The organism is Mesorhizobium sp. M1004 (assembly GCF_040318795.1).
GTDB lineage: Bacteria > Pseudomonadota > Alphaproteobacteria > Rhizobiales > Rhizobiaceae > Mesorhizobium.
The window spans coordinates 359,549-378,500 of sequence record NZ_JAMYNB010000006.1; the positions used below are offsets into that span (position 1 = coordinate 359,549).

16 protein-coding genes are annotated in these 18,952 nt (G+C 64.1%); 8 read left to right on the top strand and 8 right to left on the bottom strand.

Going from position 1 to position 18,952, the window contains the following annotated elements:
* Together NKH54_RS15690 and NKH54_RS15695 are read left to right on the top strand one after the other, a co-directional pair.
* Positions 1–669 carry a lysophospholipid acyltransferase family protein gene (locus NKH54_RS15690; RefSeq protein ID WP_023672504.1) on the top strand — a complete coding sequence of 223 codons (669 nt, stop codon included), beginning with the start codon at positions 1–3 and terminating at the stop codon, positions 667–669.
* A 39-nt stretch (positions 670–708) separates the two neighbouring features.
* On the top strand, positions 709–1,638 hold the full coding sequence (locus NKH54_RS15695) for a phosphatidate cytidylyltransferase (protein WP_031193489.1): 930 nt from the start codon (positions 709–711) through the stop codon (positions 1,636–1,638).
* A 10-nt stretch (positions 1,639–1,648) separates the two neighbouring features.
* Here NKH54_RS15695 and NKH54_RS15700 read toward each other — a convergent pair whose 3' ends face one another.
* The 6 genes from NKH54_RS15700 to NKH54_RS15725 form a co-directional block, all read right to left on the bottom strand.
* A complete protein-coding gene (locus NKH54_RS15700) occupies positions 1,649–3,256 on the bottom strand; it encodes an FGGY-family carbohydrate kinase (RefSeq protein ID WP_023742397.1) in 1,608 nt (535 codons plus the stop codon).
* A 104-nt stretch (positions 3,257–3,360) separates the two neighbouring features.
* On the bottom strand, positions 3,361–4,089 hold the full coding sequence (locus tag NKH54_RS15705; RefSeq protein WP_023754634.1) for an SDR family oxidoreductase: 729 nt from the start codon (positions 4,087–4,089) through the stop codon (positions 3,361–3,363).
* 28 nt (positions 4,090–4,117) lie between these two features.
* Positions 4,118–5,377, bottom strand: coding sequence for a sugar ABC transporter permease (locus NKH54_RS15710; protein ID WP_023695496.1), 1,260 nt, complete (start codon positions 5,375–5,377; stop codon positions 4,118–4,120).
* A complete protein-coding gene (locus tag NKH54_RS15715; RefSeq protein WP_023695497.1) occupies positions 5,374–6,198 on the bottom strand; it encodes an ATP-binding cassette domain-containing protein in 825 nt (274 codons plus the stop codon). Before NKH54_RS15715 ends, NKH54_RS15710 begins: the two co-directional genes overlap by 4 nt.
* A gap of 151 nt (positions 6,199–6,349) precedes the next feature.
* Positions 6,350–7,414: an ABC transporter substrate-binding protein gene (locus NKH54_RS15720; RefSeq protein ID WP_023672498.1), complete on the bottom strand. Its 1,065-nt coding sequence runs from the start codon at positions 7,412–7,414 to the stop codon at positions 6,350–6,352.
* Between the two features lie 228 nt (positions 7,415–7,642).
* A complete protein-coding gene (locus NKH54_RS15725; protein WP_023695498.1) occupies positions 7,643–8,527 on the bottom strand; it encodes an AraC family transcriptional regulator in 885 nt (294 codons plus the stop codon).
* Between the two features lie 309 nt (positions 8,528–8,836).
* On the opposite strand from NKH54_RS15725, the gene NKH54_RS15730 reads away from it, so the two are divergent.
* The 4 genes from NKH54_RS15730 (at position 8,837) to NKH54_RS15745 (ending at position 12,714) form a co-directional block, all read left to right on the top strand.
* Positions 8,837–9,898 (top strand): maleylacetate reductase, encoded by a 1,062-nt coding sequence (locus tag NKH54_RS15730; protein WP_353028524.1) that lies wholly within the window; start codon positions 8,837–8,839, stop codon positions 9,896–9,898.
* Between the two features lie 302 nt (positions 9,899–10,200).
* Positions 10,201–11,082: a metal ABC transporter solute-binding protein, Zn/Mn family gene (locus NKH54_RS15735; protein WP_023712495.1), complete on the top strand. Its 882-nt coding sequence runs from the start codon at positions 10,201–10,203 to the stop codon at positions 11,080–11,082.
* 26 nt (positions 11,083–11,108) lie between these two features.
* The gene (locus tag NKH54_RS15740) at positions 11,109–11,903 is read left to right on the top strand and encodes a metal ABC transporter ATP-binding protein (protein WP_353028525.1); all 795 of its coding nucleotides are present in this window, start codon (positions 11,109–11,111) and stop codon (positions 11,901–11,903) included.
* Positions 11,887–12,714 carry a metal ABC transporter permease gene (locus NKH54_RS15745; RefSeq protein ID WP_353028526.1) on the top strand — a complete coding sequence of 276 codons (828 nt, stop codon included), beginning with the start codon at positions 11,887–11,889 and terminating at the stop codon, positions 12,712–12,714. Before NKH54_RS15740 ends, NKH54_RS15745 begins: the two co-directional genes overlap by 17 nt.
* 764 nt (positions 12,715–13,478) lie before the next feature.
* On the opposite strand, the gene NKH54_RS15750 is transcribed toward NKH54_RS15745, so the two are convergent.
* Positions 13,479–13,832 carry a cupin domain-containing protein gene (locus NKH54_RS15750; protein WP_353028527.1) on the bottom strand — a complete coding sequence of 118 codons (354 nt, stop codon included), beginning with the start codon at positions 13,830–13,832 and terminating at the stop codon, positions 13,479–13,481.
* 461 nt (positions 13,833–14,293) lie between these two features.
* Here NKH54_RS15750 and NKH54_RS15755 point away from each other — a divergent pair, with 461 nt between their 5' ends.
* Positions 14,294–16,249: an acyltransferase family protein gene (locus tag NKH54_RS15755; RefSeq protein ID WP_353028528.1), complete on the top strand. Its 1,956-nt coding sequence runs from the start codon at positions 14,294–14,296 to the stop codon at positions 16,247–16,249.
* Between the two features lie 49 nt (positions 16,250–16,298).
* Here NKH54_RS15755 and NKH54_RS15760 read toward each other — a convergent pair whose 3' ends face one another.
* Positions 16,299–16,970: an HNH endonuclease gene (locus NKH54_RS15760; RefSeq protein ID WP_353028529.1), complete on the bottom strand. Its 672-nt coding sequence runs from the start codon at positions 16,968–16,970 to the stop codon at positions 16,299–16,301.
* 561 nt (positions 16,971–17,531) lie between these two features.
* On the opposite strand from NKH54_RS15760, the gene NKH54_RS15765 reads away from it, so the two are divergent.
* Entirely contained in the window at positions 17,532–18,809 is a 1,278-nt protein-coding gene (locus NKH54_RS15765; RefSeq protein WP_353028530.1) for a DUF763 domain-containing protein, read from the top strand.
* Positions 18,810–18,952 lie beyond the last annotated feature (143 nt).

The window sequence follows — 18,952 nt, forward strand, 5'->3', positions numbered from 1 at the left end:
ATGACAAAACTTCACCTGCGCGCCAACACCTTCACCTTGCTGCAGACGGTGACGTCGGTCGGCCTGTCGGCGGCGGCCTGGGTGGTAACCGGCGTCAGACCAATCTGGAACGGCAGCCAGCCGTCGGAGCGGCAGCGCATCTACTTCGCCAACCATGCCAGCCATGGTGATTTCATCCTGCTGTCGGCCTGTCTGAGTGAGAAGGTGCGCGCCCGGACCCATGCGATCGCGGCGGCCGAATATTGGGGCAAGTCGCGGCTGCGCCGCTTCATCGCGCAGGACATGCTGTCGTCCGTGCTCATCCACCGGCAGTGGACCGACGAAACGCAACACCCGATCTCGATCATGCTGTCGGTGCTCGACGACGGCCACTCGCTGATCCTGTTTCCCGAAGGCACTCGCAACACGACGGAGGCGGATCTGCTGCCGTTCCGCTCCGGCCTCTACAATCTGTCGATGGCGCGGCCCGATGTCGAACTCATCCCGTGCTGGATCGAGAACATGTCGCGCGTGCTGCCCAAGGGCCAGTTCCTGCCGGTGCCGCTTCTGTGCCGCGTCGTCTTCGGTCCGCCGGTGGCGATCGCGCCCGGCGAAGAACGCCGCACCTTCCTCGAGCGCGCGCGCCAGACGCTGCTGTCGCTCAACCCGCGTCCCGATCGGGACCACTAGCATGACCAGGCAAAGAGACTTCGTATGACACTGCCGCCAATGCATGAAACCGTCATCCTGCTGGCCGGCCTGATCTGCGTGCTGACCATGGCGAGCATCGTTGCCGGTATCCTCTCATGGCGGGCGCCGAAGCCGCTGCCCTCGACGCTCGTCAACTTGAACCAGCGCATCAACGCCTGGTGGGTGATGGTGCTGGCGATCACCGTCGCCTTCTTCTTCGGCCGCACCGGCATGACCATCCTGTTTGCGCTGATCTCGTTTGCCGCGCTGCGCGAGTTCGTGACGCTGACGCACAGCCGGCGCAGCGACCACTGGGTGCTGCTCGGCATGTTCGGCATCATCATTCCCTTCCAGTACTGGCTGGTGTGGACCGCCTGGTACGGGCTCTTCACCATTTTCATCCCCGTCTACTGCTTCCTCTTGATGCCGGCGGTCACCGCGCTCAACGGCGACACCGAGCGCTTCCTCGAGCGCGTGTCCGCGCAGCAATGGGCGGTCATGATCTCGGTCTACTGCGTCAGCCATGTGCCGGCGCTGCTGACCCTCAACGTGCCCGGTTTCGAGGGCCGCAACCTCCTGCTCATCGCCTTCCTGATCATCACCGTGCAAGGCAGCGACGTGCTGCAATACATTTTCGGCAAGCTGTTCGGCAGGCATCTTCTGTCGCCCTCCGTCTCGCCCTCGAAGACCTGGGAAGGGCTGGGCGGCGGGCTGGTGGCATCGAGCCTTCTCGGCGCGCTGCTGTCGTTCCTGACGCCGTTCTCGCCGCTGGCGGCGGCAGGCGTCGCCTTCATCGCCTGCCTGATGGGGTTCCTCGGCGGGTTGGTGGCGTCGGCGATCAAGCGCGACCAGGGCGTCAAGGACTGGGGTCACCTGATCGAGGGTCACGGCGGCATGATGGACCGCGCCGACAGCCTGGTCTTCGCCGCACCGGTGTTCTTCCACATCGTCCGCTATTTCTGGACGTGAGCGAAGCCGTTCAATCGCGGATGGCCCGGCCTGCCTGCTGCAGCAATTCGAAGGCGGCGAAGCGCTTGTCGTGCCAGGGCACGAGGTCGCCACCGGCCGGGCGATAGATGTCGCCGATGCGCGACATGCCGGTCATCGCCGCGATCACATCGGGAAATTTTTGCGCCGCCACCGCAGCCAATATGGCTGAGCCGAGCAGCACCGGTTCGGGCGAGGTCGAACCGGCGACGGTCAGGCCTGTGGTGTCGGCCAAAAGCTGACGTACCAGCTCGCTTTGCGCCGCACCGCCGCTGACGACGATAGTGTCGATGGCAATGCCTTTTTTGGCCATCGCCGCCAGGATCTGGCGAACGCCGTAGCCGATGCCCAGCAGGCCGGCGACATAGAGCGCGACCAGACTGTCGAGGGACGTGTCCATGCCAAGCCCGGCGATCAGGGCCTTGGACTCAGGATCGGCGAAGGGCGAGCGGTTGCCGAGGAATTCCGGCACGACATGCAGTCCATCGGCTAGGTGCGCTACTGCGGACAGGTCGGCGGACTGCTTCGCCGCCTGCTGACCAAGCCAAGCGGTCAGGCCGAGACCTTCCGCCTTGGCTTTTGCGGATGCCTCAGCCGTGGCCGGATGGAAAGCGACGAGGTGGTCGATTGCAGCACCCGCCGCCGATTGCCCGCCTTCATTGAGCCAAAGCCCCGGCACCATCGAGGAAAAATACGGGCCCCAGACGCCGGGCACGAAGGCCGGCTCGCTGGTGCTGGCCATGGTGCAGGCCGAAGTGCCGAACACATAGGCCATGCGCGACTGCAAGGTGCCGACCGAGCCCTGCCCGCCAACCGTGCCGACGCCGCCGGCATGGGCATCGATCAGGCCGGCCGCAACCGGCGTTCCCGGCAGCAGGCCGAGATCGGCCGCGGCGGCCTCAGTCAGGCCTTGGGCAAGTGCCGTGCCGCCTTCGACGATTTCGGTGCCGATGCGGGCAAAGCCTTCATCGGCGAGCGCGCCGAGGCCGATGGCACGGAAATAGGCATCGTCCCAGCGCCGCTCATGACCGAGATAGGTCCATTTGCAGGTCAGCGTGCAGATCGAGCGCGCCAGGCTGCCGGTTGAGCGCCAGGTCAGATAGTCCGTCAGGTCGAAGAAATGCTCGGCCGCATCGAAGGTGGCGGGCAGGTTCTCGCGCAGCCACAGCAGCTTCGGCGTTTCCATTTCCGGCGAGATGGTGCCGCCGACATAGTCGAGCACGGCGTGCTTGCCGGCATTGATGCGCTGCGCCTGGTCGAGCGCGCGGTGATCCATCCAGACGATGATGTTGCGCTGACTGTCGCCGGAACTGCCGACCTGCAACGGCGCGCCGTCCTTGCCGACCACGACCAGCGAACAGGTGGCGTCGAAGCCGATGCCAGCAATGTCGCGCCCAGCGAGCCCCGACTTGGTCACCGCCTCGCGCACGCTGGCGCAAACCGCACGCCAGATGTCCTCGCTCGACTGTTCGGCGATTTCGCCGGGCTCGATGAACAGAGCGATGTCGCGCTTCGCCGAGGCAAGCATGGTGCCCTTGCTGTCGAATACCCCCGCCCTGGCACTGCCAGTGCCGACATCGATGCCGAGGAAGTGGGACATGGGAACCTCAGAAGTTAGGCAGTAGGCAGTAGGCGAGATGGTCAGCAGTGAACGGCCAGTTGCAAGAGCCTCTCCCCATTCCCTACTGCCTAATGCCTACTGCCTCACAAATCATTGCTCTGCGGCAGGATCACCAGATCCCGGATAGTGACATTTCTCGGCCTAGTCAGCATGAACAGCACGGCTTCGGCGACCTCGACCGGTTGAATCAGGCCGCCCTTGGCCAGTTCATCCTCAAGCTTGTCCTTCGGCCAGTCGCTGATCAGCGCTGTCACCACCGGCCCCGGCTGCACCGCGCCGAGGCGCAGGCCGTGCGGGGCGACCTGCCGGCGCACCGTGTGGACGAAGGCCTGCACGGCATGCTTGGAGGCGGTGTAGATCGGCTCCCAGACCACCGGCACCAGTCCGGCGATCGAGGACGTCACGATGATGTCGCCGGTCTTTCGTTCGACCATATGCGGAAGCACGGCGTGTATGGAACGGAACACCGCGTTGATGTTGAGGTTCAGCATGCGGTCCCACACATCGGGGTCGCCTTCGAGCACCGGGCCTCCGACATAGGCGCCGGCATTGGCGTGGAAGATATCGAGCTGGCCGGCCTTGTCCAGGATTTGCGGCATCATCGTCGCGACGCTGGCCGGCTCCATCAGATCGATCACCAGCGGGATCGCGTTGGGACCGAGTTCGGTGCAGACGCTTTTCAGCGCGTCGGCGGCGCGGTCGACGAGCATAACGCGAACGCCGGCGGCAATCAGCGCTCTCGCGCATTCCAGGCCTATGCCCGACGCGGCGCCGGTGATCGCCGCGACCTTTCCACTCAAATCCTGAGCCATTCTATCCTCGTATCGATTGCGGTTGCGTTCAGGCGCGGCCGTGGGAAACCCGCGAGCGGCGTGCCAGGGAGTCGACGATGACCGCAATTGCCAGAACGGCGCCGGTGATCATGTAGCGAAGCGACGATGACAGATCGAGCAAGGTCAGCCCGCTGGCGATCGACTGGATGACGATGATCCCGAGCAGCGCGGAATAGGCGCTGCCACGGCCGCCAAACAGGCTGGTGCCGCCTATGACCGCCGCCGCAATGGCGTTGAGGTTGACGTCGCCGGTGCCGGCCTGCTGGCTGGCAGAGGCCAGCCGCGCCGCCGACAGCACGCCGCCAAGGGCGGCGAACATCGAGCACATGACGAAGGCGCTGAGGTAGATCGAGCGCACCTTGATGCCGGCGCGGCGCGCCGCTTCGCGGTTGCCGCCGACGGCGGTCATCGAGCGGCCCCATTGGGTGCGGGTCAGCGCATAGTTCATCGCCACCACCAGGCCGACGAACAGGCCGAACATCCACGGTATGCCGCGCGCCTGGTTGAGATAACCGACGATCAGTTCGAGCAGGATGGTCAGGGCGGCGACGCGCACGATGAGGCCGCCGACAGACGGCGCCGACAAATTGACGGCCCGGCGGCGGCTGACGGTGCGCAGGCCGGCGATCAGCATGACAATGCCGGGCAATGCCGCCAGTGCATAGGACAGCCAGTCCGGCATGACCAGCAACTGGCCGAAATTCACCAGGTTCGAGCCATAGGGCAGATTGATCGAGCCGGTGGAGCCCAGAATATACAGCTGCAGGCCCAGCACGGCGAGCAAGCCGGCCAGCGTCGAGACGAAACTCGGCATGCCGAGCCGGTTGAACAGCAAGGCATAGAGCGCGCCGATGAAGCCGCCGACGGCGATCGCGGCGAGGATGGCGAGCGCCACCGGCCAGCCCTGGTTGACCCACAGCGTGCCCACCATGGCCGAAGCAAAGCCGCTGATCGAGCCGACCGACAGGTCGATCTCACCGACCATCAGCACACAGACGATACCGAGCGCGATGACGCCGACGGTCGAGCAGTCGAACAGGAGATTGACCAGATTGCTCGACGAGACGAAGACCGGATTGAGGGCAGTGAACACGCTCCAGATGATGACCAGTCCGACAATCACCGGCAGCGAGCCGAGGTCGCCGGAGCGGACGCGGTCGAAGAAGGCGCTGATGGCGCCACCAACGCCGGCCTGGTGCTTGACGCGGACGTCGCTGCGGTCGAGCGCCGTCGACGAGGAGGTGTCCTGCTTGGGCTCCGCGCTCATGGCCGCTGCTCCTGATTGTTCGCTTGTTCGGCGGCCTTGCGCCGTTCGGCGCGGCGCGACACTGCATTGTTGGCGGCGCCGGTGATGGCGCTGACCAGTTCCTGGTTCGAGGCGTCGGGTTCGAAGACGCCGTTGTTGCGGCCGAGCCTGAGCACCACGATGCGATCGGCGACGGCGCGCACGTCCTCCATATTGTGACTGATCATCAGCACGCCGAGCCCACGTTCGCGCACCCGGTCGATGAGGTTCAGCACTTCCGCCGTCTGGGCGACGCCAAGCGCGGCGGTCGGCTCGTCGAGGAGGATGACCTTGGGGTCGAGCAGCAGCGAGCGGGCGATCGCCACCGTCTGGCGCTGGCCGCCGGACAGCGAGGCGACCGCCTCGCGGACGCTTGGAATACGCGCCGACAATTCGTTGAGCAGCGTCCAGGCGCGAATTTCCATCGCCACCTCGTCCAGCCGCAGCGGGTTGAGCTCCTTGCCGAGAAAGATGTTGGCTACGACGTCCAGGTTTTCGCACAGCGCCAGATCCTGGAAAACGGTGGCGATGCCGAGCGTCAGCGCGGCGCTCGGGTCGGGCATCGTCACTTGCCTGCCGCGGAAATTGATGGTGCCCGAGCTCGGCTGGTGGACGCCGGCCAGAATCTTGACCAGCGTCGACTTGCCGGCGCCATTGTCGCCGACCAGCGCCACCACCTCGCCGGCATGGACATCGAGATCGATATCGGTGAGCGCCGAAACGGCGCCGAAATTCTTCGAGATGCCGCGCAGGCTGAGCACCAGCTCGCCTGCCGAAACCGGTCCGTCAGAGATGTCAGACATGGTGGCAAACCTTTCCGGATGGACGGTCAAGAGTGACTGCGAACTTCCGGCCGCCGCAAGGGCGGCCGGAAAGCAGGATCAGGATTCTAGGTCATCCTTTTATGCATGTCTTATCCCAAAACCGCTGCGCGATTTTGGGCGACCTGCATTGTCACTTTGTGATGCCGAGCTTCTTGCAGCCTTCGGCATAGCGGTCGACGCAGAGCTCTTCGGCGGTGTTGATCTTCTTGTCGATGATCTCGGCCTTGAGGTTTTCCTGCGTCACCACCGCCGGCGTGAACAGCTGCGATGGGGTGTCGTAGAGGGTCATTTCGGCCTTCGGCGTCTCGCCCGACAGAAGCTGGACGGCGACGTTGGCGGCAGCCGCCGCAACGATCTCGCTCGGCTTGGAGATGGTGTTGTACTGATCGCCGGCGATGATCAGCTGCAGTGCGGCGATCGTCGCGTCGTTGCCGGTCACCGGCGGTACCGGATCGACACCGGCGGCCTTGAAGGCGGCGATGGCGCCACCACCGGTGCCGTCATTGGCCGCAACGACGCCGACGATCTGCGTGGAGAAGCGGGTGATCTGGCCGCTTGCCCATTGCTGCGCCTTCGGCGGCGCCCATTCCGGCGTGTCGTATTCGGCAAGGATCTTGTAGCCGCTGTTGTCGAGGCTGGAATGGATGCCCTTCTTGATCAGCCCGGCGGCCGCGTCGGTCGGCGATCCGTTGATCTGCAGCAGGCCGCCGCTGGCGGGGTCGACCTTCAGCGCCTTGAGGTGTTCGACGAGCGAGTCGGCAATGGCCTTGCCGATGCCTTCATTGTTGAACGAGACGTAGAAGTCGGCAGGTGCGGTCGGGATCGGGCGATCATAGGCGATGACCTTGACGCCCTGGCTCTGCGCCAGCTTGACCAGCGAGGCGGCGGCGGTCGAGTCGACGGGGTCAAGCACGATCGCCTTGGCGCCTTGCGAGATCACCGAGTTGAACTGCTGCTGCTGGCGCGAGGCGTCGGCATCGGCGTTCTGATAGATCACCTTGCAGCCGGGGCAGAGTTTTTTCATCTCGGCGACGAAGCCGGGATAGTCGTGCTGCTCGTAGCGCGTCGAGGCCTGGTCGGGCATCAAGAAGGCGACCGTGGCGTCGGTAACCGGGGCGGCAAAGGCAGCGGTGCCGCCAAGAAGAGAAAGAGTGAGCGCGATGGCTCCCGTCGATTTCCAGGCAAATCTGGTCATTTCGATAGCTCCGTTTCAAGGAATGGTTTCATGAAGCCTTGGACACCACATGGCGCCGGGCCTTGACTGCAGTCGGCTGTTGCGAGGAACAACGGAGCACTTGATCCGTGCTGCGCATCCTCTTGATATCTCTGGATTTCGGGACAAGCGATCTCCAGCACGGGGCGCCTCCAACGCACCCCGCGTTCTTACCTCAGTAAATGTCTAGGCTCCTCCCGGTCCTCCCTGTTAGGCGGCAATCTCCGCGCTGACGTTTTCCGCCAGCAGGGCCCTGAAGCGCGAAGGCGACATGCCTTTCTGGGTCAGGAACTGGCGGTTGAAATTCGAGATGTTGTTGTAGCCGGCGGCGTAGCAGATCTCGGTGATCGGCATGTCGGCCTCGCTCATCAGCAACTGGCAGGCAAGGTTGATGCGCAGCCGGTTGACGTACTGAACCAGCGCCATGCCGGTATGACGGCGGAAGCTGCGCGAAAACGCGCTCGGGCTGCGCCCGGCAATCGCCGCCAGATCGCTTTCGCTGAACGGCTCGGTCAGGTTGGCGTTGATAAAGGCAAGCGCCTTGTTGACGCCGGCCGACATGAAGCCTGAGGGATCCGGCAGATAGCTGGCGCTGGTCAGCGTCCGTACATCGGCGGCGCGGCTCAGAATATCGATCAGCTCCATGAACAGCGCGATGCGGCGAACGCCTTGCGCCTCGACCAGTTCGGCCAGCACAGGTGCGGCGAGCTTGGCGGTAGCGGTGGAGAACAGCGCGCCGCGGCGGCTGAGCTCGAGAATGTTTTCACAACCGGCAAGTTCCGGCAACGCGGCGGTGGCGTCTGCGATGAACTCTTGCGAGAATTGCACGACGCGGCCGCGCAGCGGCACGCTGGCGCCTGCCGGCACGTCGCTGACCCAGTTGTGCGGCAGGTTCGGGCCGGTGAGCACGAGATTGCCGGGCTCGAACTCGCCGATGAAGTCACCGACGAAATAATGGCCCGTGGTGGCGACGACGTGATGGATTTCGTATTCGGGGTGGAAGTGCCAGCGCACCGTGTGGAAGGGGTAGCCGTGGGCCCAGGCCTTGAACGACTCGCCGCGTCTGATCTGGACGACTTCCAAGTCCGGATTCATGTCAGTTCCTCCCGGCGCCGGTCCGGTCATGCGACCAGTTGCAGTGCCATCTCCCGCAGGCCGCGTTTGCCGCTCTCTGCAGTGATCGAAGCTTAGGCGGCAATTCATGCAGCCGCCACCACGGTGTGTCCACCTCACTGATACTTTTTTGACGTTTTTGTGGTCAAGGCGATACGTTTGCGAGTACGCGGGAGAGATCAGGCCCCGCTTGCGAGACGGTGACGACGCAAACGATGTCGCCGGCGGCGAGAGCTGGTCGCTCGATTTCGGCTCCGTCACAGTGATAATATGCAAAGGGAGCGGATCGGCATGACAAGGACGTTCACCTATTCCGGCAGCCCTGCGCATATTGTCTTCGGCAATGGCGCGTCGTCCGAGGTGGGCACCTGGATCGAAAAACTCGGCTGCAATCGCGCGCTGGTGCTGTCGACGCCGCATCGGGCTGCCGACGGCGAGGCGCTTGCCAAATCCCTCGGCGCGCTGGCGGCCGGCACCTTTTCGGGCGCCACCATGCACACGCCGGTCGAGGTAACCCAAACGGCAATGGCCAAGGCGACCGAGGTCAACGCTGACTGCGTTGTCGCGCTTGGCGGCGGCTCGACCACCGGTCTCGGCAAGGCGATCGCCTGGCGCACCGACCTGCCGCAGATCGTCATCCCGACCACCTATGCCGGCTCGGAGGTGACGCCGATCCTCGGTCAGACCGAGAACGGCGAAAAAACCACAATGCGTGACGCAAGGATCCTGCCGGAAGTGGTGATCTACGATCCAGAGCTGACCGTCGGCCTGCCGATAGCGATGAGCGTCGCGTCAGGACTCAACGCCATGGCGCACGCGGCCGAAGCGCTTTACGCGCAGGATCGCCATCCGATTTCCACCCTGATGGCGAAAGAAGGATTGCGCGCCATGACGGCGGCGCTGCCGGTGTTGACCAAGGAGCCTGGAAATATCGATGCACGCGGCGATGCGCTTTACGGCGCCTGGCTGTGCGGTACGGTGCTCGGCGCCGTCGGCATGGCGCTGCATCACAAGATCTGTCACACGCTCGGCGGCTCTTTCGACATGCCGCATGCCGAGACGCATGCGGTGATGTTGCCGCACACGATCGGTTTCAACGCCGTCGCGGTGCCCGACTTGTTGAAGCCGGTCGCCGACTTGTTTGACGGCAGCGCCGGTAGCGGTCTCCACGATTTCGCCAAGGCGGTCGGCGCGCCCCTTACATTGAAAGAACTCGGCCTCAAGCAGGCCGATCTCGACCGCGCCGCCGAGATTGCGACCAGGAACCCATACTGGAATCCGCGGCCTTTCGACCGCGCCGCAATCCGCGCCCTGTTGCAGGACGCGTGGGAGGGAAGGCGTCCGCAAAACTGACGGCAACAAGCAAGGAACTTACCCGCCGCGAATTCATCAGGATACCGCCACGACCGGTGTGCTCGCGGCGGCCTCGCGGTGCCGGCGATCGCCTGCCCTTTCGCATATAGCCGACAGGCATGAGTGGCTCCGCCTGAACGGCGCAGGCCGCTCACGCTTTTGTGCGCGTGAAAAACTGCGCGGCTCGAAAAGCCCATTGACATCAGCCGTATTTTCGACGCAAACGTTATATTGTTACTGTTATACAGTTACACAGCCCGCCTCTCCGGCGACATACCTTTCAGACTGCAAGGAGACCACGGATGCGTCGCATTCCCTTTCTCGCCGCGCTGCTCGTCGCGGTGCCGCTTTTGACCGGCACGGCTGCCCGCGCCGAAGACAAGCTGACCATCGTGGCGGCCGAGAATTTCTATGGCGACCTTGCCCGCCAGATCGGCGGCAGCAACGTCACCGTCACCAGCATCCTGGCCAATCCCGATGACGATCCGCATCTGTTCGAGACCAGCCCGTCGACGGCGCGCACCATCGCCGACGCCAAGATCGTCATCTATAACGGCGCCGACTACGATCCGTGGATGGACAAGCTGCTGTCGGCCTCGACAGCCAAGGATCGCACGACCATCGTCGCCGCCGACCTGATCGGCAAGAAGTCGGGCGACAACCCGCATCTGTGGTACGACCCGGCGACGCTGCCGGCCATCGCCAAGGCGCTGAGCGCCGACCTTGCCAAGCGCGATCCGGCCAATGCCGTGTATTATGAGACGAACCTGAAGGCATTCCAGACCTCGCTCGAGGCCATTGACAAGGAAATCACCGACGTCAAGAACACCTATGCCGGCACCGAGGTGACGGCTACCGAGCCGGTCTTCGGCTACATGGCGGAAGCGCTCGGTCTCAAGATGCTGAACTACGATTTCCAGGTGGCCTTGATGAACGATGCGGAGCCGAGCGCCACGCAGGTGGCGGCGTTCGAAAACAGCCTGAAGGACGGCTCGGCCAAGATCCTGTTCTACAATTCGCAGGTGACCGACGAGGCAACGACAAGGCTGCTCGACATCGCCAAGCAGAACAAGGTCACGGTCATCGGCGTCACCGAGACGGAACCGGCGGGCCAGACTATCCAGACCTGGTTCGGCGGCCAGATCGACGCGGTCCAGAAGGCGCTCGCCGCCCGCACACAATGAATGTGACTGCGAATGAATGTGACTAAATGAACGCAATCGAATTCGACAAGGTCACGCTGACCTATGGGGGACGCCGGGTTTTATCCGACGTCTCCTTTTCTCTACCGCAAGGCGCCTTTGTCGGCCTGCTCGGCGCCAATGGCGCCGGCAAGACGACGATGCTGCGCGCCATTCTCGGCCTGATCAAACCGGCCGGCGGCGCCATTTCGGTGCTTGGCAAATCGCCGACGCGCGGCAACGCCGACATCGGCTATATGCCGCAGGCGCGGCGCGCGCTTGGCGATGTCGGCGTCAGCGGCCTCGACTTCGTGCTGAGTGCCGCCGGCGGGCATCGCTGGGGCTGGCCCGTCGCATCGGCTGCCGAGAAGGAGGCGGCGTGGAAGGCTCTTGAAGAGGTGGGCGCCGGCGACCTTGCGCGGCGCCCGCTGGGCGAGCTTTCCGGTGGCGAGCGCCAGCGCATCCTGATCGCGCAATCGTTGATCGGCAATCCGCAACTGCTTTTGCTCGACGAGCCGCTGATCAGCCTCGATGCGGGCCATCAGCGCGCGATCATCGACCTGGTGCACGACATCGGCGAGCGGCTCGGCATTGCCGTGCTGTTCTGCTCGCACGAGATCAACCCGCTGCTGCGCGCCGTCGACCGCGTGCTCTATCTCGGCAACCGCAAGGCGGCGATCGGTTCCGTCGACGAGGTCATCAGCGGTCCGGTGCTGTCGAAACTCTATGGCACGCATATCAATGTGGTGCGGGTTGCCGGCCGCATCTTCGTCATGGCCGACGATGTCGAACTGGAGAGCGGGGCGCATGTCCACGATCTTTGACTATGAATTCATGCGCAACGCCTTCTATGCCTGCACCATTGTCGGCATCGTTTCGGGCGCGGTCGGCTATTTCCTCGTGCTCCGGGGCCAGACCTTCGCCGGCCATGCGCTCTCCCATGTCGGCTTTCCCGGGGCCACGGGGGCCGGCCTGATCGGGCTGTCGCCGTTTCTCGGCCTCACCGTGTTTACCGTCGCCGCCGGCGTCGGCATCGGCCTGCTCGGCGAGCGCGCGCATCGCGACGTCGCCATCGGCATCGTCTTGACGCTGTCGCTCGGCCTGGGCTTGCTGTTTCTGCATTTCTACACCGCCTTCGCCTCGCAGGCGACCAACGTGCTGTTCGGCAATGTGCTGGGCATCAGCCTGCGCACCGTCATCGTGCTTGCGGTGCTGGCGGTGGCGATCCTTGTCGCGCTTTTGCTGATCGCGCGGCCGCTGCTGTTCGCCAGCCTGCAGCCGGAACTCGCCGAAGCGCGCGGCGTGCCGCTCACTCTTGTCTCGACCCTGTTCATGGTGCTGGTCGCCGTCGCCACGTCCGAGGCGGTGCAGATCGTCGGCGTGCTGCTCGTCTTCGCGCTGATGGTGGCGCCTGCAGCCACCGCGCTCAGGCTTACCAGCGGCGTCGGAGCCGGCGTGCTGGCGTCCATCGCGCTTGCCGTGATCATCGCCTGGATCAGCCTGACGCTCGCCTTCCTGACCGACTGGCCGACGAGCTTCTGGATCACGGCGCTGGGCGCGGCGGCCTATGTCGTCAGCGGCATGGTCCGGCGCCCGTCGGTCCGAGAGACTCAGAGCGCCGACGCCGGCCCCTGAGGCTTGCTCTCCGGCAGGTCGATCGGGTCGGCTGGGGTGCAAAACTGACGTCAGGGAAATACACCCAAAAAAAGTCAGGTCTACAATCCGGCTCCTGAAACGTTTCAGCCGCGAAAGACAAATTCATCCAATCGCCTAGATCGCGACCTCTGTCGCGCCAAAGGTCCGCTCCGGAGCGGCCGGAACACCCGGAAAACCGCCATTTCAAGCGCATTTTGCAGCGGCGAATGGCTTGCGCGAGGCCGGCTGGAAAGCTGGTCGGGAGGCGCAAAAGGGACCTCCCGCGGCCATTGCGGGCGGCGTTGACAGACCGCGGTGCTGCATGCGTATAGCAAGCCATGGGTCACGCCATGGCCGTGGCGGTTGAGACGGGGCTGGGGGGTTTCGTAACAACAGCATTGACGGCCCGGCGCCGGACGGGCGGCATGCACTCTCGAAGTGCGCCGCTCGCTCTTGGCTGACGCGCCGGCGACCCGGCAGCAGTCCTGGCCTGCGTTCTCTCGACCAGGCTCCGCAGAACGCCATCGTCTCAGCTTTTCGATCCGCATCGGTTCGAAGCGAACGAGGTGACGCCCTCTTAACCGATATTCGCTTCGCTACGTCCCCCTCCCCCTACTGGGCGAGGGGGACGCTGGCGATGAACCGCGCCGGCCGAGGTGTATCGGCACCGATCAGGAACTGCCGACGACGCGATCAAGCAAGGCTGACGACGAGCCGATCAGGCGACCCTGGCGAAGTCGATCAAGCAAGCTTGACGACGTCGATCAAGCAAGCTTGACGACGAAGTGCTTGGTTACCGGCTCGAGGATCTGCCAGGTGCCCTTGAAATCGGCTTCGACCACGAACGCATCGCCCGGACCGACCTCGACCGGCGTGCCGCCATCGGGCGTGATGATGATGCGGCCGGCGATCATGTGCACGAACTCATAGTCGGTGTAGGTGGCGTGATAAGTTCCGGGCGAGGCGCGCCAAGTGCCCGACAGCACCTTGCCGTCGGCGGTGGTGTGCTGCACGGCGGTCTGCATGGTCGGCCGGCCCGCGACAACGATCCAGCCCGGCAAGTCGCCGCCCTCGGCATGCTCGACAGCGCCGAATTTGAGAATGATGGTGTTGGTCATGGGAGGCTCCGTCCGAATTGCATGGCTGCCGGTTGGATAGCCGATGCGTGTGACGGGGGCAACGCAAGGGCCGACCCCGGATGCCGGAGATTTGGCGAAGGAGGCGGTGACCTAATCTCCCCCATCGAGGGGGAGATGTCGCCGAAGGCGACAGAGGGGGTCGCCGCGCGTGGAGCGCCTGCCTTCACTTGCAGGATTGGGCCGAGTCCGGTCGAACCGACCCCCTCTGGCCTGCCGGCCATCTCCCCCTCAAGGGGGGAGATCAGCAGCGTCGCCTCCTCCAATGTTGCACTGCGTTAGATTTGTTGCATTGCGATATCGACCCATAGGGCGGAGTCTTGGTCCGACTGTCAACGGTTGCAGCGCCGTGTCCCGTTGGGCGCAAAGCTGCCGCACGTATGATCCCGGCGCGATCGTTACTCGCCGAGGCGGGGTCATGCACCAGCACGAGGTGGCAAATCGTGTCAGCATCGTTCCGGCCCGATATCGAAGGACTGCGTGCCTTGGCGGTGGCAGGCGTGATCGCCTTTCATTTCGGCTTCACCGGCCTGCCCGGCGGCTTCACCGGCGTCGACATCTTCTTCGTCATCTCGGGCTATCTGATCACAAAACACCTGCTTGCCGAAATCACCGAGACCGGGCGGCTCAACCTGTGGCGCTTCTATGCCAGGCGCGCTCGGCGGCTGTTGCCGGCGTCGCTGTTCGTCATCCTCGCCACACTGGTGGCCGGCGCCTTCATCCTGTCGCCGGAGGAACAATCGCTCTATTCCAAAGGCGCCATGTTCGCCTCGGCCTACATGATCAATCTGTGGCTGATCCGCTGGTCGTTTGATTATTTCGCCGCCGATGCGGCCAGCAACCCGTTTGTCCATTTCTGGTCGCTGTCGGTGGAGGAGCAGTTCTATGTCGCCTGGCCGGCGCTGCTTGTGCTGGCGGCATGGCTGCGCCCCGGCAAGCGCGGCGCGATCCTGGTGATCGGCATTGCCGGCCTCGTCTCGTTCGCCGTCTGCGCGTGGCTCACCACGGTCTCGCAGCCCTGGGCCTTCTATTTCTCGCCGCTACGCGCCTGGGAGTTCGCCGCCGGCGGGCTGGCCAGCATGGTGCCGCAGCAAGTCTGGCAAAACCGCCCGCGGCTCGCCACGCCGCTGGCGTGGCTCGGCCTAGCGCTGATTGCCGGCGCCTATCTTTCCTTCAGCGACGAAACGCCCTTCCCGGGTTTCCTCGCCCTGGTGCCGGTGGCCGGCACCGTGCTGTTGCTGCTGGCAGGAGCGGCGCACGCGCAGCAGGAGAGCGCTAAGAAAAGCCCGATCGAGGCACTGGCGCTGGCGCCGCTGCAATGGGTCGGCAAACTCTCCTACTCGCTCTATCTCTGGCACTGGCCGGTGATCGTGTATGCCACGATGCTGACGCCGGAACTTTCGCCGCTGCAGCGGCTCGGCTGCTTGGCGCTGACGCTGGCGCTGTCGGGGTTCACCTATCATGTCATCGAAAACCCGATCCGCCGCAATGGCTGGCTGATGGCCAGTGCGGCGCGGGCGCTGGTGCCGGCCGTCCTCCTGACCGGCACCGGCGTCGCAGCCGCCTACGCCAATGCCAGGCTTGCCGTCCACGATCTGGACCCTGAGCAGCGCAGCATTGCCGCCAGCGCCGCGCAGCCGTCCACGGCGCGCGCGGCCGGCTGTATTCTCTCCTTTGAGACGGTGACGCCGAAGGCCTGCGTGTTCGGCAACAAGGACGCCGGGCGCTCGATTGCGCTGTTCGGCGATTCGCATGCCGACCACTGGTCGACGCCGCTGATCGACGCGGCGGCCAAGAACAATTATCGCCTCGTCACCTATCTCAAATCGTCCTGCCGTGCCTCGCGGGTGACGACCTGGAACTGGCGGCTGAAGCGCGACTACACCGAATGCGACCAGTGGCGGGAGCAATCGGTCAAGGACATTATCGCGTTGCACCCGCACATGGTGGTGATCTCGGAATTTTCGATCGGCAATGTGATGAAGGAATCGCCCGAGGAACTGAAGCACGCCGATTGGAACGAGGAGTGGAAGACCGGCCTGCGCTGGACGCTGGCGGCATTCAGCGGGGCCGGGATCAAGGTCGCGGTAATCCGGGACGTTCCCTACAATGGAAGCTATGCCGACAAATGCGTGGCGCGGGCGCTGTGGCGCGGGCAGGTGCCTGAAGTCTGCGACACGCCGAGGGACGCGGCGGCGAACGACGACATCGCCGCGGCCGAGCGCGACGTCGTGCGCAGCGTGCCCGGCGCCACCTATGTCGACCTGACCAGCCAGTTCTGCGACGCCCAAACCTGCCACGTGTTCATCAACGGCCAACTCGCCTTCCGCGACCGGCACCACCTGGCGACGCCATTTGCTGAATCACTGGAGCCGCTCTTGGAGAAGGCGGTGTTTTAGGGGGCGGCGAGGTAGGGGGACCTGACGGCTGACGCTCAGTTGATGCGAGCTATGCCACAAACACATCCTCTCGATGGTGAGCGAGGTAAGCCTGCTGCGGCGGGGTGAAGGTGCTAGTGCGCCAGACGGCGGGGGCTTCGGCAAAGCCGAAACTCTGCATCACCAATTGCTCGAATCCGAGCCGCCGCAAATCAGTCTTGTCGACGCGCTGGGATATGAGGACCTGCCCGCTATCTTCAAAACTGATGAAGCCACGGTCAAAGAGGTGGTCGGCATCAGGCGTGAGGAGCAGCCCGTTCATGCCGTCCAAGCGCTCCTGCGCGGAAGCGCATAGGCGCCAAGGTTTGATGTGGCTTGCAATCAGCAACGAGGGATTGGTGACCCCTGTGAGTCGGCACGAGCGCTCCATGGCTTCGACATTGGAACGAAATTTACCTTGGCCGCGACGAGCTTGAATGACGCTCGTCTTTACAGTGTCCTCGAGTTGGAGGTCGTCTCGGATACGGCGCTCAACGACGTCCTCTAAAATTTCATTGACGACTTCGAAAGTGAGACTGTTTGCGCCACCACGCCTCAAAGCTTCGCGGTCGAAAGCTGTACCCGCGACTTGTGTGAAACACCTCTTGCGATACGCTCGCGAGATAGGCGTTTTGACGGCCTGATCCGGAGTTTGGGTCGATGGGCGAGTATCGGGCAGGCAGAAGCGGACCCAATTCGCCAATTATGTCCGACGGGCGCACCGTCGGCAGGAGCGGCGCCCAATACACCGGGAGAAGCCAACCTTCCTCGTTCCAATTGGCTCCAGTGTTCTTGAACTCCGGTGGTTTCGGTGCTGTGAATGCAAACTCCGCTACCCGACCAATATAGCGCACGGCTTGACCGAAAAAAGACAACACGAGGTCACCAGGTGTCGCCCGACGCATATTTTTGTAGAACTCGCTGCGTGCCCCATTCTTCTGAGTTTTGGGCGACCAGAGATATTGCCCGTCGATCTCTTGGCGGGCGGTCTGACTGTGATTTACCCACCAGAATTGCGACATCGTTTTTGATTTTAATAGTTGCCGTCGGGGGTAAGCTCTATTCGAGACCTGTCTCGCCTACAAGCAGGGAGCCGACCTTATTGCCAGGTGCGACAGGCGGCGTAACTGCATCTTTCGGCGAGACGCCAAGAAGAGCGTAGGGCGACGATAGTCGCCGCCCCCACCCCGCTTGCAAATCGCCCCCCAAATGCCATCTACATCACAGGCGCACCGCCGGTGCGCCTTAGCCACGGAGCATTCACTTGACGCAGCGAAGCGGCAGTGCGGACTTGCCGCTGCATGGCGGGCGGGTTCCGAAATGGTTGGGTGACCGCATGACGCGGCTGGGCGCGGTGCTGTGCGAGGCGATCATCCATCATTATGGCCGCGACGAGCTGTTGCGGCGGCTGGCGCATCCGTTCTGGTTCCAGTCTTTCGGCGCCGTCATGGGCATGGACTGGCACTCCTCGGGCATCACCACTTCGGTCGTCGGCGCGCTGAAGCGCGGGCTCAATCCGATGTCGCGCGAGCTCGGCATCCATGTCTGCGGCGGGCGCGGCGCGCATTCACGCAAGACGCCGCAGGAGCTGGCGGCGATCGGCAAGCGCGTCGGCATCGATGGCGCGGCCCTTGCGACCGCCAGCCGCCTGGTCGCCAAGGTCGACAGTGCCGCCGTGCAGGACGGTTTCGACCTCTATCTGCACGGCTTCATCGTCACCGACGACAGCCGCTGGGTGGTGGTGCAGCAAGGCATGAACGGCGACAGCAGGCAGGCGCGCCGCTACCACTGGCTGTCGGAAGGGCTGACCAGTTTCGTCGACCAGCCGCATGCGGCGATCGAGGGCGAGCGGCAGGGCGAGATCGTCAACCTGACCGATCATCGCGCCGAGCCATCGCGGACCGGACAGCTCGACCTGTTGAAGACCATGAGCCCGGAGCGGATCCTTGACGAGCTAGCGGTGCTGGAGCCGCCGTCGAAAGCAGCGCCTGCGAAATCATCCGCGCAGCCGATGCTGCCCAATCTGGTGATGCCGGCGCATCACGACGTGCGCGAGAGCGACATCGTCATGCACCGGCTGCACGGCAACATTTCCGCGGCAATAGAAAGCGGGCCGGCCGATTTTCCCGAACTGCTGCTGGTGCCCGGCGTCGGCGCGCGCACAGTGAGGGCGCTGGCCATGGTGGCGGAAGTGGTGCATGGCGCGCCTTGCCGCTTCTCCGATCCGGCGCGCTTCTCGCTCGCCCATGGCGGCAAGGACCGCCACCCCTTCCCGGTGCCGCTGAAAGTCTATGACGAGACGATCGCGGTGCTGAAATCGGCCGTCGGCAAGGCAAAGCTCGGCCGCGAGGAAGAGCTTGGCGCGCTGAAGCGGCTGGATGGCGAAGCGCGGCGGCTGGAGCGCTACGTCACCGGGCCGAGCCTTAAGGAGATCGTCGCCGGCGAGTTCGACCAGTCGCACCTGCTTGGCGGGCGCAGTGTGTTTGGGTGGGAGACGGCGGCGGAAGAAGAGCCGTTGAGGACGATCAAGAAAGGCGCTTGATGGCGGCCGGTTCGCGCCGCCCCTCATTTCCCTGCCGGGCGTTCGTCATTCGAAAAGCCAAGCAGTTGGCTTTTCGTCCGCTTTGCGGACCATTCCTCAACTCCCCGTATAGTGACGGGAGAAATATGCTGTCTTCGATGCTT

Bases quoted from the DNA above. Each gene is read 5' to 3' on its own strand.
- NKH54_RS15720 (WP_023672498.1), bottom strand. From the start codon at position 7,414: ATGACCAGATTTGCCTGGAAATCGACGGGAGCCATCGCGCTCACTCTT.
- NKH54_RS15725 (WP_023695498.1), bottom strand. From the start codon at position 8,527: ATGAATCCGGACTTGGAAGTCGTCCAGATCAGACGCGGCGAGTCGTTC.
- NKH54_RS15750 (WP_353028527.1), bottom strand. From the start codon at position 13,832: ATGACCAACACCATCATTCTCAAATTCGGCGCTGTCGAGCATGCCGAG.
- NKH54_RS15705 (WP_023754634.1), bottom strand. From the start codon at position 4,089: ATGGCTCAGGATTTGAGTGGAAAGGTCGCGGCGATCACCGGCGCCGCG.
- NKH54_RS15690 (WP_023672504.1), top strand. From the start codon at position 1: ATGACAAAACTTCACCTGCGCGCCAACACCTTCACCTTGCTGCAGACG.
- NKH54_RS15745 (WP_353028526.1), top strand. From the start codon at position 11,887: ATGTCCACGATCTTTGACTATGAATTCATGCGCAACGCCTTCTATGCC.
- NKH54_RS15715 (WP_023695497.1), bottom strand. From the start codon at position 6,198: ATGTCTGACATCTCTGACGGACCGGTTTCGGCAGGCGAGCTGGTGCTC.
- NKH54_RS15710 (WP_023695496.1), bottom strand. From the start codon at position 5,377: ATGAGCGCGGAGCCCAAGCAGGACACCTCCTCGTCGACGGCGCTCGAC.
- NKH54_RS15695 (WP_031193489.1), top strand. From the start codon at position 709: ATGCATGAAACCGTCATCCTGCTGGCCGGCCTGATCTGCGTGCTGACC.
- NKH54_RS15700 (WP_023742397.1), bottom strand. From the start codon at position 3,256: ATGTCCCACTTCCTCGGCATCGATGTCGGCACTGGCAGTGCCAGGGCG.
- NKH54_RS15735 (WP_023712495.1), top strand. From the start codon at position 10,201: ATGCGTCGCATTCCCTTTCTCGCCGCGCTGCTCGTCGCGGTGCCGCTT.
- NKH54_RS15730 (WP_353028524.1), top strand. From the start codon at position 8,837: ATGACAAGGACGTTCACCTATTCCGGCAGCCCTGCGCATATTGTCTTC.
- NKH54_RS15740 (WP_353028525.1), top strand. From the start codon at position 11,109: ATGAACGCAATCGAATTCGACAAGGTCACGCTGACCTATGGGGGACGC.